The organism is Brevibacillus sp. AG, assembly GCF_028369215.1.
Taxonomy (GTDB): domain Bacteria; phylum Bacillota; class Bacilli; order Brevibacillales; family Brevibacillaceae; genus Brevibacillus; species Brevibacillus porteri.
On sequence record NZ_JAQMYO010000003.1, the window covers coordinates 76,451 to 91,958 of the forward strand.

At 47.5% G+C, this 15,508-nt stretch carries 16 protein-coding genes; 5 read left to right on the top strand and 11 right to left on the bottom strand.

Annotated elements, in window-relative coordinates; all coding sequences use genetic code 11:
• Positions 1-75 precede the first annotated feature (75 nt).
• Positions 76-819: a suppressor of fused domain protein gene (locus POF51_RS09250; RefSeq protein WP_271755201.1), complete on the bottom strand. Its 744-nt coding sequence runs from the start codon at positions 817-819 to the stop codon at positions 76-78.
• A gap of 163 nt (positions 820-982) precedes the next feature.
• Entirely contained in the window at positions 983-1,906 is a 924-nt protein-coding gene (locus POF51_RS09255; RefSeq protein ID WP_271755203.1) for a GNAT family N-acetyltransferase, read from the bottom strand.
• 313 nt (positions 1,907-2,219) lie between these two features.
• Between POF51_RS09255 and POF51_RS09260 the strand changes: the two genes are divergently transcribed.
• Together POF51_RS09260 and POF51_RS09265 are read left to right on the top strand one after the other, a co-directional pair.
• Positions 2,220-3,011, top strand: coding sequence for a nucleotidyltransferase domain-containing protein (locus POF51_RS09260; RefSeq protein ID WP_271755205.1), 792 nt, complete (start codon positions 2,220-2,222; stop codon positions 3,009-3,011).
• A 126-nt stretch (positions 3,012-3,137) separates the two neighbouring features.
• Positions 3,138-3,701, top strand: a complete 564-nt coding sequence (locus POF51_RS09265; RefSeq protein ID WP_244521739.1) for a GNAT family N-acetyltransferase — start codon at positions 3,138-3,140, stop codon at positions 3,699-3,701.
• Positions 3,702-3,741: 40 nt separating this feature from the next.
• On the opposite strand, the gene POF51_RS09270 is transcribed toward POF51_RS09265, so the two are convergent.
• On the bottom strand, positions 3,742-4,698 hold the full coding sequence (locus POF51_RS09270; RefSeq protein WP_069846749.1) for a helix-turn-helix transcriptional regulator: 957 nt from the start codon (positions 4,696-4,698) through the stop codon (positions 3,742-3,744).
• Positions 4,699-4,813: 115 nt separating this feature from the next.
• Between POF51_RS09270 and POF51_RS09275 the strand changes: the two genes are divergently transcribed.
• Positions 4,814-5,752, top strand: coding sequence for a Gfo/Idh/MocA family protein (locus POF51_RS09275; RefSeq protein ID WP_271755208.1), 939 nt, complete (start codon positions 4,814-4,816; stop codon positions 5,750-5,752).
• A 49-nt stretch (positions 5,753-5,801) separates the two neighbouring features.
• Here POF51_RS09275 and POF51_RS09280 read toward each other — a convergent pair whose 3' ends face one another.
• The 6 genes from POF51_RS09280 to POF51_RS09305 all read right to left on the bottom strand — a co-directional run bounded on the left by POF51_RS09280 (position 5,802) and on the right by POF51_RS09305 (position 12,274).
• Positions 5,802-6,527: a DsbA family oxidoreductase gene (locus tag POF51_RS09280; protein WP_271755210.1), complete on the bottom strand. Its 726-nt coding sequence runs from the start codon at positions 6,525-6,527 to the stop codon at positions 5,802-5,804.
• A gap of 135 nt (positions 6,528-6,662) precedes the next feature.
• Positions 6,663-7,304: an ABC transporter ATP-binding protein gene (locus tag POF51_RS09285; RefSeq protein ID WP_271755212.1), complete on the bottom strand. Its 642-nt coding sequence runs from the start codon at positions 7,302-7,304 to the stop codon at positions 6,663-6,665.
• Positions 7,301-8,956, bottom strand: a complete 1,656-nt coding sequence (locus tag POF51_RS09290; protein ID WP_069846758.1) for an ABC transporter permease — start codon at positions 8,954-8,956, stop codon at positions 7,301-7,303. The genes POF51_RS09285 and POF51_RS09290 overlap by 4 nt, the downstream gene beginning before the upstream one ends.
• Positions 8,957-8,958: 2 nt before the next feature.
• Positions 8,959-10,047 carry a Fe(3+) ABC transporter substrate-binding protein gene (locus tag POF51_RS09295; RefSeq protein ID WP_017250073.1) on the bottom strand — a complete coding sequence of 363 codons (1,089 nt, stop codon included), beginning with the start codon at positions 10,045-10,047 and terminating at the stop codon, positions 8,959-8,961.
• A 149-nt stretch (positions 10,048-10,196) separates the two neighbouring features.
• Complete coding sequence (locus POF51_RS09300) at positions 10,197-11,600, bottom strand: sensor histidine kinase (protein WP_069846761.1); 1,404 nt, start codon at positions 11,598-11,600, stop codon at positions 10,197-10,199.
• A complete protein-coding gene (locus POF51_RS09305) occupies positions 11,597-12,274 on the bottom strand; it encodes a response regulator transcription factor (RefSeq protein WP_069846762.1) in 678 nt (225 codons plus the stop codon). Before POF51_RS09305 ends, POF51_RS09300 begins: the two co-directional genes overlap by 4 nt.
• A 155-nt stretch (positions 12,275-12,429) precedes the next feature.
• Here POF51_RS09305 and POF51_RS09310 point away from each other — a divergent pair, with 155 nt between their 5' ends.
• On the top strand, positions 12,430-12,966 hold the full coding sequence (locus POF51_RS09310; protein WP_069846763.1) for a superoxide dismutase family protein: 537 nt from the start codon (positions 12,430-12,432) through the stop codon (positions 12,964-12,966).
• 63 nt (positions 12,967-13,029) lie between these two features.
• Here the strand turns inward: POF51_RS09310 and POF51_RS09315 are convergent, their stop codons facing one another.
• Positions 13,030-13,875: a 1,4-dihydroxy-6-naphthoate synthase gene (locus POF51_RS09315; protein ID WP_069846765.1), complete on the bottom strand. Its 846-nt coding sequence runs from the start codon at positions 13,873-13,875 to the stop codon at positions 13,030-13,032.
• The gene (locus POF51_RS09320) at positions 13,872-14,534 is read right to left on the bottom strand and encodes a futalosine hydrolase (protein WP_069846767.1); all 663 of its coding nucleotides are present in this window, start codon (positions 14,532-14,534) and stop codon (positions 13,872-13,874) included. The genes POF51_RS09315 and POF51_RS09320 overlap by 4 nt, the downstream gene beginning before the upstream one ends.
• A gap of 149 nt (positions 14,535-14,683) precedes the next feature.
• Here POF51_RS09320 and POF51_RS09325 point away from each other — a divergent pair, with 149 nt between their 5' ends.
• A complete protein-coding gene (locus POF51_RS09325; protein WP_069846769.1) occupies positions 14,684-15,469 on the top strand; it encodes a class I SAM-dependent methyltransferase in 786 nt (261 codons plus the stop codon).
• The last annotated feature ends 39 nt before the right edge of the window (positions 15,470-15,508 follow it).

Here is a 15,508-nt window from a genome sequence, read left to right on the forward strand (position 1 = left end):
TCACAGCAAAGGAGCAACGGGTTCTATATCGAATATGGAACCCGTTTTGTTACACGCTCATGCTTTCATATATTTTTACTTGCACGTATTTCTTCTATTCGGATTCAAAATCAGCGCATCATCTTCCAGCTCAAACAATTTATCCAACAGCGCATCCAAGCCATGCTCCAATTTATATTCCATCTCTTCTTTATACAAAGGAATCAAGAAATAGGCATGAACCTTGTTCCCATCCTTGGTGGGAATGACGCTGATCTCTTCGGATAGCTGAAACAGAACGACTCCATTTAAGCCAGTGCCATCCGCATACGGTACATAGTCCTCATAATTCGGTATCGTATGTCCGTATCCCAACCACGTATTGTACTGGTGAGGAAAACGAGCCATTTGCTTCATCAGCCTGATCGGCCAGTAGTTGTTTTCATCCTGAAGCGATTCTTGTGTCAGCTCCCAGGAAGCCGGCAAAAATATCATCACTTCTGCTCGATCGAAATTCTCTTCCATCTGCTCCTGTATTTCATCCGGGATCGTCATCGGTAAATCACTCATCCCAGTCGTATACAGAACCCAAAATGGTTCTTCTTCTGTAGGGCTCATTACATTCACATCAATATGTATCATATCAGAAATAATTTCGTGAAAAACACTGCTTTCTCTTCCCGCAAATACCGTCTCAAAGTGGGCAACAATTTCTTCTACATATTCCATGGGAGCTGCAGGTTCATAATCAGCTTGTTCGTTATATGTGTAAATCGCAGTGCCGTCCCCTGACTTTTCTCCGTTGTTCGTACCGCCGAATAGCTTCTTGAAAAAATTCATCGCAAATCCTCACCTTCTCATATTTAGACGCTGGGTCCTCTCTATTGTATCGGCAAGAGATACACCCAACATTTACCTTATCTTTGTAATTCTTGCAAGAGAATTTCGAATCAACTTGCACAAAAAAGAGGGGCGCCACTCTAGCGCTCCTCCCATGTCCTTCTTATTTCAGCACAATATAGTACCTGATCTCCTCTTTATCTACCTCGAATCCAACCGATTTGTATAGAGACAAAGCAGATTCATTCGTCGTTTCCACCATGAGATACGCGGATTTCAGTTCATGCGATTTTAGATATCCCAATGCTTGTGTCAGTAAAAACTTCGCAAGCCCACGCTTTCTCCAAGGTTCCTGTACGAAAACATCCTCGACTACTCCTTCGTTTTCCTCCTGCCATGCCATCAAGCTGGCAGCAATCGTGTCGTTTTGACGAATCACCATGGATGTCCAGAGCGCCTTGTTCTTGTATTCAGAAAGTCTTTCAAACCCTAAAGGAGCGTCCGGCCAAATCGTGGCTTCCAGATCCAAGTAATCTTTTTCATCCTGTGCGCTCTCCATTTTCCAATACGAAAAGTGAAAGTTTTCATTCAGCGTTAACGCGGGGATAGGTTCTAGTAAATCACGCTTCATCTGAAACAAGCTATTCCAATGGGTATAGCCCTTTTGGATAAAAAAGCGGTTGTTTTCTAGTTCGGATGAATCGTTACCGACACACAGCATCGTTTGGTATTCACTTGGCAACGTTTCTTTTACTTGCAAGGCTCTTAGAAATAGGTGCTGATACACGTTTTCTAGCAAATCGAAGTCATTGTCTCTTTCCGGTAGCGTCTTCAGATTCAGGTAGATCGAATGCTTATTTGCTGCTGAACGTCCAGGAGGGATAATCGTAATAATACTGACTTGACCCTTCGCCACCATCTTTCCATTTTCAAATGCACAATAGACATTACTCCAGTTTGCTTCTTCACCGACCCACCAAAACGTGGCGTTTTCTTTTGAGGTAACGGCTTGATATAGCTCGCCAAGTAACGAGAAGTCTTCCTTTTGAAAATTCCGAATAATCATGTCAGTTGATAATTGACTCACAATAGTACCCCTTTCATCCTCGGGGAATATCGCGGGTTTGCGGGCTACTTACGCGAGTTCCCCATCAAAAATTTGCCCTTTGTTAGCATGTACCCAATCACAATAAACGCCTCCTTTAACAATTGTTACCATCCGAATTATCATACCGTGTCCCTCCTTGGCTATCAAACCATTTTTCTATCAGGTAAGAATTCATCTTGCGAGAAAATTAAAAACCAAGTAAACTTTATCTCATTTACTGGTGGTATGAAAATTATGGAAGTGATCAATTTCACAGGCGACTTCGAAAAAGTTGGGGAGAAGGAGTTTCCTTATGGACAAGAGAATCCCAGAAAGTGTTAGACCTTTCTTACACGACTATACGCAACGACTCATAGCAGAACTGCCTGATGTCATCTACGGTGTGTATTTGTATGGCTCTATTGCACTGTCAGGTTTCGAGGAAGATAACAGCGATATTGATTTTGTAACGATCTTGCATAGTGGGTTAACGAATGCAGAAATAAAAACGCTCAAGAACATTCATTATGCTCTCCAAAACGCCAACCCACTCGCTAAAAGAATGGACGGCATGTATATCAAGCTGGATGACATCGGAAAAACCAATCCATCCTTGGAGCCTTATCCTTACGTTGACAATGGGACATTCAAATCATCCGGCCACTATGATGTTAATCATGTGACGTGGTGGATCCTCAAGCAACAGGGCATTACCGTTATGGGGAAAAGTATTGAAGCATTACACATCCCTACCCAGTGGTTTGATGTCGGGGAAACGATGAAATACAATGTCCATGATTATTGGTCACCGAAAGGAAAAAGCATGCGGAAATTCTTGCTCGATGGATGGGTAGACTTCGCCGTTTTCACCTTATGTCGAATCTATTACGCGCTCATCCATGAGGACATTATTCCGAAGAGAAAAGCCGTAGAACATGCTCTGCAAGAACTCCCAAATGAATGGCATCTTTTACTGAAAGAATCCTTGCGAATACGCTACCAACCGAACGAACCATCTTTATTTTCGAACAGAATCAAGCGAGCAAAGGAAACCCAGCGCTTTATACACTATATCTGCGAGCTGTCGCCTAGTAAGATGGAATAACACCACACAAAGCATGGCGCACAGATCATCCCAAGACTCCACCTTGAACCAAAGAAAGCGTACAGCGAGCCGAAGCTCTCCGGCAAAGCCGCTTTGCGTAAAGAAGGAGATTTGCTTGTGAAGATCATGGAACATTTGCACCTTGAGCATTTTAGACAGATGGAACAACTCGAGCTTCAATACTATGATGCTGAATTTATTACACCTTATGAAGAGAGCTACAATTGGTATTTGTTTCGTCCCGATTCGGTCGTTGCGATTGAAGAGAATGGGCGCATCATCGCTTTTATGAACCTACTTCCCGTCAAGCCGCATATCTACCTGCAAATTGCGCAAGGGACGTTTAAAGACAGCCTGATGACGACAGCGGATATCGAAGATTTAACTACTTCTCCCGAGCAAGTCTATTATTTTCTGTCCTGTGTCGTTGTCGATCAATCTTATCGGAAAAGCCCTGCCTTGCGCATGATGCTGCATCATTATCTCGATGTACTGGCTCATGTCGAACAGAGTGGCTGCCGCATCCAATCGATCATCATGGATAATATCACAGAAGCTGGCAATCGGTTCGCTCAGCGCCTTTGCATGAAGCATGTCTGTATAAGCGACCACGACTCTCATATACATGCCTCGGACTATGAAGGCTTCAAACAGCATGTGCATGCGAGTTATCCCATGCTTTCCCGCTAAAGGCTTCGCACCGACTTGGTGCGAAGCCTTTTGGCGTATGCTACTTATAGAGTGCCATCCTTTCTCGCAGCCTCTCTTTTGCAAAAGCTCTTAATTCCGCTGGCTCCACTACCTCCATATGTCCGATCATATCCAAAATATCGCGACATGCTCTTTCATAACTGTACAAATTAACCGTCAATTGCTCGTAATCTCCCTGCTGCACAGCGGAAATCACCTCCAGCCTCTCTCGCATGGCCAGCTTTTCAGCATGCAATCTGATCACTACAGGAAAATATTCGACTTCACGACAAGCCTGCTTGAACGCCGCCTCCTGATTCGTCCAATAACCTGCCAACGAAAAGCTCTCCGGAATCTCGCATGCCTCCTCCAGTACATGAACAGAAGGAATCCGCTCGCACTTGAATGTTCGAATCTCCTGGGCGTTTTCACAGAAAGCAACGAGATACCACTCCGTTTTTTTCACGACGAGACCGTAGGGACATACGGTACGTGACGAGCTGCTCCCATCCATTTTGCGGTAGGCAATGACGACTTTGCTTGATCGCCAAACCGCTGCCCGCAAAACCTCCAGATGCGGTATGACTACTCTCTCTTCCCACCACGGCGTCTCATCGAAATAGAAACGCTTCTTCGCTTTCTCGATATCCGGCCGATAAGTCTGCGGCAATGTCTTTTCCAATTTGAGCAAAGCAGACGTTAATTTGTGTCCAGTCTCGGTATCCTGTCCAACATGAATCCCCATCCCGGTCAAATACAAGTGCACGACATCATCGACGTACAGCTGTTTCAGATTGACCGTATATCCTTCCATCAAATAAATTCCACCGCTAGGTCCCGAAGTTGCCGCGATCGGAATCCCTGCCTGGGACAGTGCGTCAATATCCCGATAAATCGAGCGAACAGACGTCTCCAGTGCTATAGCGAGTTCTTTTGCTTTCATTTTTCCTCTTGATTCGATCAGCAGCAAGATCGCAATCAATCGATGCAGTCTCATCCCCAGCCTCCATGACAAAGCGACTACTCTATTTTTCAACGCAGTCAAATTGATGACACAATGCTGTCAACAATACAAAGATATCATAGAGCTATCATTATGGGAGGGATCCAAGATGAACATTGCGGTATTAGGAACCGGCTTTGGTGCGTATCATGCGCATCTACTGAAAAAAATGAATGGTGTAGATAGATTAGTAGTTTTCGGTCGAAATGAATCGAAGCTGCAAAAGTTGAAGGAAGAGCTGCATGTGGAAATTACGAAGCATATGGACGAGATCATGTGCGATCCTACGATCGATGTCGTAGATATATGCTTGCCTTCGCAGCTGCATCGGCAATTCGCAGTAGAAGCACTCGAAAACGGAAAGCATGTATTCTGTGAAACACCGGTTTGCTATACGCTAGACGATGCACAAGCCATGAAGCATGCAAGGGACCGGTCGGGGAAAAAGCTGTTGGTAAATCAGTTTATCAAATTTGATCCGGCGTACGCCTACCTTCGCAGCGCTCAGACAGAAAACAAGTACGGACAGCTCCTCTCCCTCTCGCTCAAAAGAGAAACAGCTCCTTTATGGGGGGATCTAGGCTTGTCCTCCATTACAACCAATCTGATGATCCACGAGCTGGACTTCGTAACATGGCTGTTCGGTCGCAATGCCAATATGAGCGCATGGGGGACAGAATCATCGGATAAAAAACAGTCCATCGTCCACTCGCACTTTCATTACCCTGATGGGCATGCTGAAATAGTCGCCTCCTCGCAGATGCCGACCTCGTACCCATTCACTGTCGGTTACGAGGCGTACTTTGAGAAGGCAAAGCTCGTCTTTCAGGAAGCCGACAGCCATGGTCAGACGGAAACTTTTTTATGGGAATACACGTCCTCAGGCAAGAATGAGCTCGTTCTAGAACCTGTCAATTCGTATGAAGAGAGCTTGCGTCATGCCATTCAATGCTTTGCGGACCATACACAATCGATTATCGATGTTGATCATGCAGTTGTGTCTTTGGAGCTCGCGCTTGCACTACAGAAACAGCTTGCGCGCCAGTAAAGAAAAAAACCGACTCCTTATTAGGAATCGGTTGTAGCCTAACTAAACCTTATATTTTGCAGGAACCATCCACGCAATTGTCGCCGGATTGCTCGTCTTTTTTCTCGTCGTTCTGTACGAATTTCAGCGCAGGAGCGGCGCTTTCTTCTTCCCATACCTGGTTCAATGCACCTAAAAAGACTTCTCCTGGCTGCGCGCCAGAGACTGCATATTTGTTATTAATGACAAAGAACGGTACACCTGTGACACCCAAATCGTTGCCTCTTTGTTTGTCCTCTTGTACTTGCTCTCTGTATTCGTCTCCTGCCAGCATGGCGAGCGTCGCTTCCTTGTCCAAGCCTACCTCAGAAGCAAGCTGTGCCAGCACCTCATGGTCACCGAGATGGAGCGATTCCGTAAAGTACGCCTTCAGCATTCGCTCCTTCATTTCCTTCATTTTTCCATGGGCATGAGCAAAGTGCGTCAAGCGATGCGCATCGAATGTATTGGTCGGAATCATCGTGTCAAAATGATAGTCGAGACCGACGCCTTTTGCCATCTGGGTTACTTGGTCATTCATGCCCTTCGCCTGTGCGAGCGGAATACTATACTTGGCTGCCAGTACTTCATGCATGTCCATATCGGTATCGCGTTCCATCTGCGGGTCGAGCTGGAAACTGCGATATACCACCTCTACTTGATCCTTATGCGGAAATTGAGACAGCGCTCCTTCCAGACGGCGCTTTCCGATATAGCAAAACGGGCAGGCAAAATCAGACCAGATTTCAATTTTCATGTTCCATCCTCCTCTATTTGAACGGTGCTGACCAAAAGACAGCAGACCGCACACTACAAAATTCGTCGTATGCACATTATACAACAACGTACGGTACGACTATGCACTTTGGAGGCTGAAAGCTGCACTTTGCCCTTAGCGAGTCATTCGAATGATACGATCACATATTGTTTCCGCATCTGCTTTGTCATGCGTGACCAGGATCGACGTCATCTTGGCAGCTCGGAGCATTCGCTTCAAGTCATCGCGTATTTTCGTTTTCAGCTCGGCATCCAGATTACTGAACGGCTCATCCATCAACAAGATAGCCGGTCTAGGTGCCAGTGCACGCGCAAATGCGACACGCTGCTGCTGTCCCCCGCTCAGTTCATGTGGATATCGCTTGCCATATCCTTCGAGCTGTACGAGCGCCAACATCTCTTTCAAACGAACCAGACGCTCTGCTTTGGATAAGCGATGCAGACCGAACAAGATGTTTTGCTCGACAGTTAAATGAGGAAACAGCGCATAATCCTGAAAAATCATACCGATCCCGCGTTGCTCTGGCTCCACAAACTGCCCCTGATCGACCAACACTTTCCCATCGATCTGGATGCGTCCGCTCTTGGGCGACTCCAGTCCGGCTATCAATCGAAGCAATGTACTTTTTCCGCAACCGCTATTCCCGAGCAGCCCGACAACTTCCCCCTGCTCCATCTGCAAAGAAAAATCCCAGATGACGCTGCCGTTCCCGCTTGCATAACCAAACGTCAGGTTTTTCACTTCAAAAAAAGTCATTTTGCCTGTCTCTCTCCTAACCAGTGATAGAAAATAACGGAGACGATCCCCACCGCAATAATACAGAGCGACGGAATCGCGGCCTGATGAATTTGTTCATCGCTTGCATATTGATACGCCTTTGTTGCCAGCGTCTCGAAGTTATAGGGACGAAGGAGCAAGGTAAGCGGCAATTCCTTCACAATTTCCATGAACACCAAGATAAAACCAGTGAGCACAGCCCCTTTGATTAATGGTAAATCCACCTTAAAAAAAGTCCGTGTCATGCTCATCCCGAGCATACGTGCCGCTTCTGAATAGCGGTTTCCCGTCTTCTCAAATCCTGCCTCGACTGCATTGAATCCAACTGCAAGAAAGCGGATGATGTAGGCAAACGTCAGCATGAACAAGGACATGCTGAGTACCAGCTTGTTGGCGCCCAAGCCCAGCCAGCTATAGAAGGAACTCAGTTCTTTATCTACGGACATCACCACCGCCATCACACCGATGGACAAGACTGCGCCCGGAATAGAATAGCCCATGGAAATCAAGCGCGTCAGTGCCACTGCGAATATCGAGCCTCGGGAGAATCGGATGACATTCGCTACGATTACCGCAAGCAGCATCAAGATGGTGATGGAGATACAGGAAATGAACAGCGTATTGCTCAAGAGCTTCCAGAAGGTCTCGTTCAACACTTCCCCATACGTCCACGTCGCCCAGACACTCAACTGCGCTACAGGGATCACAAACGAAAACGAAACAATAACCAATCCGAAGATGACGGCAGTGTACATCGGGATTCCGCGCAATTTTCTGCGTGTGAGCGGCGTGCTCCTGTTCGTAGGCGAGCTGTATTTTTTCCGTTTACGCACGAGACGTTCGACGATAAAGATCCCGATGATCAACATCATGAGCCAGGCGGACAAACGGATGGCCGATTCTACGTCATACATGCCAAACCACGTCTTGAAAATCGCCGCTGTAAAAGACTGAATCCCAAAATGCTTCGTCACTCCAAAATCATTGAGCACTTCAAAGGCCACAAGACTGGCCCCACCGACGATGGCTGCCTGCGACATAGGCAGGACGATGCGAAAAAAGATATGCGTTTGGTTTTTTCCGAGCAATCTGGCATTTTCAATGAACACAGCACTCTGCTTTTCGAGAAAGGTTTTCGTAATCAAATAAACGTACGGGAACAAAAACAGAGTAAAAATAAAAATAGCGCCCTTCATCGACATAATGTCAAAGTAGCGTTGATCGAGCGTCAGCCCGAATGTATCACGCAAAATCGTCTGAATGCTCCCCGTGTAGCTGAGCATGGAGCCGTATGTGTATGCCGCGATATACGGAGGAATTGCCAGCGGCAGTACAAAAGCAAATGAAAAAAAGCGACGCAATGGAAAATCGTAGGCAGCGACCAGCCAAGCTAGCGTCACACCTACGATGATCGTACAGGCTCCAGTACCGAGCACGAGCCATAACGATTGCAACGCGTAATCCAGCAGCATGTACTCTTGGATATGCTGCCAGTTTTCATTCTGTTTTTGAAAGAGTCCGAAAAAAATATAAAGAGACGGGAGAAGGGCCAAAAAGGCCCCTATCACGCTCAGCGTTACCCACCCGTTCAGTTTTCGTCTCAGGCTTCTACGCAAAAGTGCTCCCGTCATGCTTATTTCCAACCTGCTTGATTCAGCAGTTCTACCGCTTTTTTGTTATACTCGCCGAGCTTAGCAAAGTCGAGCTTTTGCGTTTTAAATTCTCCCCACTCTTTCAAAAGAGCAGGCTTGTCAGCCTCTGCATTGACAGGGAACTCGTAGCTTCCGCTTGTCAGCATCGTTTGAGCCTCTTTCCCTGTAACGAACTCAATCAATTTCACGGCATTGTCCTTGTTTTTCGCGTGCTTGGTCAAACCAATACCGCTGATGTTCAAGTGTGTGCCTGTCGTTTCTTGGTTCGGGAAGAAAACGCCGATGTTTTGCGCGACTTTTACTTCCTCTGCATCTTTAGAGTTCAGCATTTGTCCAACATAGTAGGTGTTCATGATCGCAACGTCACCGACTTTGGCAACGACAGCTTTTGCCTGATCACGGTCTCCACCTTCAGGCTTGCGCGCGAAATTGTTTACAAGACCCTTTGCCCAATCCAATGCAGCCTGCTCGCCATTCAGCTCAATAAAAGAAGCAACGAGTGACTGGTTGTATAGGTTGGAAGAAGAGCGTACCAATACTTTGCCTTTCCATTTATCTGTAGCCAAATCTTCATACGTAGACAGCTGCTCTGGCTTCACGCGATCCTTCGCATACACGATTACACGTGCACGGGTAGCCATACCGATCCATTGGTTGTCAGGATCACGCAGTTCTTTCGGTACGTTTTTCTCTACTTCGGCAGATTGAATCGGTTGCAGAACGCCATTTTGCTTCGCGTAGTTCAGAACACCACCGTCAACCGTGATGAACAAATCTGCTTCGGAGCTCTCTCCTTCACGCTTCAAGCGCTCAACCAGCTCTTCTGCTGTACCCTTCACTTCATTTACCTTGATGCCTGTTTGCTTCGTGAATTCTGCGAACAGTTTGCTATCAATATCGTAATGGCGCGCAGTAAATACGTTAACGACTTGCTCTGTGGCAGCCGGTTCCTGTGCCTTTGGTGCTTCTGTTTGTGGCTGGGCAGTATTCGCACCGTTTCCGCATGCAGCAAGCAAAGGCAGCGTCAGCATTGTACTCAGCATGACCGCCAGCATCGATTTTTTTCTCATTTTGATTCTCCCTCTCTATCGCACTGATTATTGATAATGAATATCATTGCCAATTGACAAGGCTAATTGTAACGAACAAAAATGAGAAAATGCTGTGAAAATAAAAAACATCCCTAATTATTTTTCGTGATAGGTGGATCAGGTGAAACTCACTGACGAAGCCGTACAAAAACAGTCACAGTCGTTCCTTTCTGTTCCACACTTTGAATTGTTATGCTACCGTTGTAACGCGCAAGCAATCGTTTGGCAATCGCCAGTCCGAGTCCGTGTCCGCTTTCCCCGCTATTTCTCGCTTTGTCTACCCGATACAATCGGTCCAAGACATACGGCAAATCCTGCTCGGGTATGCCGATTCCTTCATCTATGATTTCCATACAGACTACATTTTCTTGCACCTTGGCCCTCACGCAGATTCTTCTGCTCTCCCCGGAATACTTGACCGCATTATCCAAAAGGATCAGTAATACTTGCTCCAGGTGTTCTTCTGATATGGCAAGGATTTTTCCAACGAAAGGCGCAAGTTCTTGCTCGATCGTAAATGTCGGCTGAATCATGGCGAATTTCTTGATCATGTGACAGATAGCCCGATCCGGATCACGGAGCGCGACATCCTCTTCTATCTCCACATGCTCCGCTCTCGTCAAAGCGAGCAGTTCCTGCACCAGTCCTTTTAGTCTGGCGAGCTCTTGAATCGATGTCTGCAAGGATTCCTCCAAAACAGCTGGATCATTTTTGCCCCAGCGCCGTAGCATTCCCAGATGCCCTTCGATAATCGCAATCGGCGTGCGCAGCTCATGTGAGGCATCTTCGACGAATTGTCTCTGCTGCAAAAAGGACCGCTCTACCTGATCCATCATTTTATTGAACATTTTCATCAAGGTCGCAATCTCATCCTGATTATCGTGAAACTGCACACGTTCATGGAATCCTTTTTGCCGGACGTTGCTCATCGTTTCATTCATCGATTGCAGGGGCCTAAGCAACTGTCGCGCGAGCAATCTGCCCCCCAAACCACTTATGATCACAGCGGTCAAGCACCCAATTGCCATGACCTGAAAAAGCGCACCACTCAACTGCTCAAACTCTTTCATATTCTTCAGAATCATGACGGTCCCGTTAAATTGAAAGATCGTAAGCGGACTGCTCATGATCAACAGGTCATCACGCACTTCTTGGGTCTGGGTGCGAATCGACTGAACAGGCGGAAGCGCTGGCAGTGGGATATCTTGAAAGTTTTCCGAGACCACGACAATCGGATTACCCTCTTCGTCCAGAATGCGAATCATCTGGTTTCGTTGATTGATTTTCTCCAGGAAGCTGCGCAATTCTGCGAGGTCCTCTCCCTCAAAAGATTGCTCTTTTTCCAGCGCGTAGTTCAGGAACTCTCGCATCGTCTGTTGCACAACCTGCTGCTCATTATTAAACATCCACTTCTCTACAAAAAAATATTGGAAGCTATTATAGCCAATGAATACGAGAAAAAGCAGAAGTGACGACCAGAGTGTCAGCTTCCATTTAATCGGGAGCTTTAAGAATCTCGATGGTCCTCTCATTTTCTCATTACGTAGCCAATCCCGCGTACAGTCGAGATATAGCTGTCCTCATTGGGAGAATCGATTTTATTGCGCAAATACCGAACGTACACATCGACAACATTGGTCTCGACAGCCGCCTCGAATCCCCATACGGTATCGAGTAGCACCTCGCGAGGCAGGACTCGATTGATGTTTTTCATGAACGTCACGAGCAAATCGTATTCTCTTTTGGTCAACTCAACAGGTTGATTATTTTTGGTGACGATACGCCCCTCCATTTGGACCACCAGTCCTCGGTGCGCAAGCAAGGTTTGGGGGACATTCTCCTTCTGTTCCTGACGGCGAAACACAACGCGTATGCGTGCCAACAACTCCTCGATCGCGAATGGTTTCGGAATATAATCATCGGCACCACTATCCAAGCCTGAGACGCGGTCCGTAATACTGTCTCTGGCTGTCAGCATAATAATCGGCGTTTTTTTCACGCTCCGTATTTTTTGACAAACCGCTATACCATCGAGCCCCGGAAGCATGACGTCCAATAAGATGACATCCCATTCTTCCTGTAAAGCGAGCTCGAGTCCTTTATGTCCATCATGCGCGACTGTAATCGCAAACGATTCATAGCGCAGCTCCAGTTCAATAAATCGGGCCATATTGATCTCATCTTCTATCAGCAGCACTCTTTTCACGTTTTGCCCACCCTTTTGCCCATGCCGGGGAATTCCACCTGATTGTAGATGAAAATAATTATCAGCGTCAATGTTCTCCTACGCAGCCCAGTAACCATGTGCCCATCCCTTACATAAGATATGGCAAACTGGATAAATGTAAGGTGGTGTGTAACATGTACGGATATCAGCCTTATGAATACCCATATGAGCGTGACTTACGAGCCGTATCCTCACAACATGGACGGAGAACAGGACAATCTTTTGCCGAAATTCAGGGTGGTCCACTGGCACCGAACCTGCACGGCTACGTTGTGTTTACCGATGTCCCCTACGGCACCGAAGTGTTCGTGGAAGTCAGCGGTCTTCCCAATTTCCAGCCTGCTTCCGGCAATCACCTGCAAATCGGGCCATTTGGTTTTCATTTACATGAGCATGGCGTCTGTACAGTAGGAAATCCGGAAGATCCCTTTACCGCAGCAGGCAGTCACTGGAACCCCACGCATCAGCCACATGGCAACCACGTAGGCGACTTCCCTGTGCTGTTTTCCAATGACGGCTATGCACGAATGACTTTTTTCACAAACAAAATCAGTGCAGCAGATGTGGTCGGCAGAAGCGTGATCATTCATCAAAGTCCCGATGACTTCCATTCGCAGCCGGCAGGAAATAGCGGAAAACGACTGGCATGTGGATTGATCTACGCTGGATAACGCTTTACTCGAACAGGAAAAGGGGGCAACTCTGCAAGCTGCCCCCTCCGATTATTGAATCAGTTATCGCCGTAATGTCGACAAATCAAATGCTGGTACAAGCCCTTCCTCGGCTGCACGACCGAGCAAAGCCTCGACTGCTGCATAACCATCGTTACCCAAATTTCTCGTAAACTCATTCACGTACAAGTTAATATGTGCTTGCGCTACCTCCAGGGACAGCTCTTGGGCATGGGACATGACATATTGTTGTGATGCGGTCGGATTCGCCCAAGCATATTCCACAGAGGAGCGCGTCCAATTGGTCAGAGCCTCGATGTCCATTGATTTTTTCGCGATGATGGCCCCCAACGGAATCGGCAAATTCGTATCAGACTCCCACCAGTTGCCCAAGTCAGTCATAAGAGACAGCCCGTAGTTTTGATACGTGAAACGCGCCTCGTGGATCACGAGTCCCGCATCGATCTTGCCGTCACGTACAGCAGGCATAATCTCATGAAACGGCATGACGACGATCTCCCCTACACCACCCGGGACATTTTGTGCAGCCCAGAGCCGGAACAGTAAATAAGCTGTGGAGCGCTCACTCGGAACTGCTACAAGTTTGTTGGACAGACGTGCTGGATCGTTCGCACTCTCGCCAGAATTTCCTTGGGTCAAAACGAGTGGCCCGCATCCTCTGCCCAGTGCACCGCCGCAAGGGAGCAACGAGTAGTTGTCCATCACCCAAGGCAATGCCGCATAGGAGATTTTCATTACTTCTGGGCCTTCCCCCTGTGCAGCAAGCGTATTCGTAATATCGATATCTGCGTACATAATATCGAGCTTTGGCGCTCCCGGAATTAAATCATGTGCCCAGGCATGAAAAACAAAAGTGTCATTCGGACATGGTGAAAACGCAATTTTCATGATAGTACCTCCCGTAGTACAGAGCTTCCCTTTTCCAGAGATTCCAACGCATCTTTTATCCGCCAAGCGGATTTATCCCGCGGTCCAATTGCATTCGATACCGTGCGAATTTCCAGAACAGGTCGTCTGGCAGCCTGGGCAGCAGTCGCAACCCCATACCCCTCCATCGCTTCAGCTAGCGCGTCTGGCATCCGCTGTGCCAAAGCCGCCGCTGTTTCCGCTGTTCCCGTCACGGTTGATAGTGTGAGTACAATGCCTTTTTTGGCGACCAAGCCTGCCACCTTCATTGCTTCCGTTACCCGTTCGACCATCTCTTGATCGGCACTTACCCGAGCTGATCCAAATCCCAGCTCGTCCACACTGCAAAAGCCCTCAGGCGTTTCTGCCCCCAAATCCGCACAAATAATCTCTGTCGCGACAACCAGCGACCCAATCTCTGCTTCTCCCACGAATCCACCGCATATTCCTGCACAAATGACCAGATCGTAGTCCGCGCAAGCAAGCGCTCTGGCTGTACTCGCTGCGGCTGCCGCTGGCCCTACTCCCCCAGCGATGACTGTGAAACGCTCATCCCCTTGAATGCCGCGCATTACTGCATCCCGTTCCGCGTCAACGGAGGTCACGATCAGAATGCTTCTATATTGTTGTGACAAAATCATTTGCCCTGGCTCCTTTCAACCGCTTTCCATCTTCCACGTTATCGCTACTTTTCGTTCGTGTAAAGCCGTTTAAAGAGTTTGTCAAAAGACAGGGGAATTATTACAATGATACCTGTTGTGCATTTTCGTTAGATGAGAGGTGACCGATCATGCTTCATCCACCGAATCCAAACACCCATCCCGACTGGCTCGCCCCCCACTCTTTGGCCTGGTACACTCAACTGGGCGAAATGACTGGTGAATACGTATACCCGTGGCGCTCTACCATTACGGAACCGAATGGCGAGTCGCTTTTTATGGAAGAAATTAGTCGCATGGTTCCGAATCAATCCGTTCTCGACATCGGCTGCGGACATGGTGCATTCACACTGCACTGGACCCGTTCTGTCAAAGAAATTGTCGGCTTGGATGTGACAGAAAACTTTGTGCAAAAGGCCCGCACGCAAACACCCGAAAACGTCTCCTTCGTTGTCACCAATACGAAATATACTCTCCCCTTCCATGACGATACGTTCGATTGCGCCTACAATCGCAAGGGACCTACCTCCGCCTATCCAGATATAGCACGCGTCGTTAAAAGAGGAGGCTCCTTCATCGGATTACATCCGGGCGATCAGTTGTCCGCCGAATTATTCGAATGGTTTCCTCATTTATTTGGTTCACGTCCAGTGGACACTCCGATCCTGCAAAATTTGCAAGAGAGACTCAGACAAGCTGCTTTTCAGCGAGTGGATATTCAGACAGTGATCGCCACCGAGTATCTTCAGACCCCGCTCGATGTCATTCGCATGCGTTGCTTCGGACAAAGTCCCACTATTCTCTCGTCCGCCATCGAACAGCACATGAAGAGTGTTATGCCGATTTTTGACCACTATGCGACGTCTGATGGTCTACCAACCACGCACATGTATTACCTCGTTCGCGCGATTGTTTGATTCGTCCTATAAAAAAACCTCCAGCCGCATTTGGCCAGA

Bases quoted from the DNA above. Each gene is read 5' to 3' on its own strand.
- POF51_RS09285 (WP_271755212.1), bottom strand. From the start codon at position 7,304: ATGACTTTTTTTGAAGTGAAAAACCTGACGTTTGGTTATGCAAGCGGG.
- POF51_RS09320 (WP_069846767.1), bottom strand. From the start codon at position 14,534: ATGATTTTGTCACAACAATATAGAAGCATTCTGATCGTGACCTCCGTT.
- POF51_RS09250 (WP_271755201.1), bottom strand. From the start codon at position 819: ATGAATTTTTTCAAGAAGCTATTCGGCGGTACGAACAACGGAGAAAAG.
- POF51_RS09300 (WP_069846761.1), bottom strand. From the start codon at position 11,600: ATGAGAGGACCATCGAGATTCTTAAAGCTCCCGATTAAATGGAAGCTG.
- POF51_RS09265 (WP_244521739.1), top strand. From the start codon at position 3,138: ATGGAACATTTGCACCTTGAGCATTTTAGACAGATGGAACAACTCGAG.
- POF51_RS09280 (WP_271755210.1), bottom strand. From the start codon at position 6,527: ATGAAAATTGAAATCTGGTCTGATTTTGCCTGCCCGTTTTGCTATATC.
- POF51_RS09290 (WP_069846758.1), bottom strand. From the start codon at position 8,956: ATGACGGGAGCACTTTTGCGTAGAAGCCTGAGACGAAAACTGAACGGG.
- POF51_RS09270 (WP_069846749.1), bottom strand. From the start codon at position 4,698: ATGAGACTGCATCGATTGATTGCGATCTTGCTGCTGATCGAATCAAGA.
- POF51_RS09260 (WP_271755205.1), top strand. From the start codon at position 2,220: ATGGACAAGAGAATCCCAGAAAGTGTTAGACCTTTCTTACACGACTAT.
- POF51_RS09295 (WP_017250073.1), bottom strand. From the start codon at position 10,047: ATGAGAAAAAAATCGATGCTGGCGGTCATGCTGAGTACAATGCTGACG.
- POF51_RS09325 (WP_069846769.1), top strand. From the start codon at position 14,684: ATGCTTCATCCACCGAATCCAAACACCCATCCCGACTGGCTCGCCCCC.
- POF51_RS09310 (WP_069846763.1), top strand. From the start codon at position 12,430: ATGTACGGATATCAGCCTTATGAATACCCATATGAGCGTGACTTACGA.
- POF51_RS09275 (WP_271755208.1), top strand. From the start codon at position 4,814: ATGAACATTGCGGTATTAGGAACCGGCTTTGGTGCGTATCATGCGCAT.
- POF51_RS09315 (WP_069846765.1), bottom strand. From the start codon at position 13,875: ATGAAAATTGCGTTTTCACCATGTCCGAATGACACTTTTGTTTTTCAT.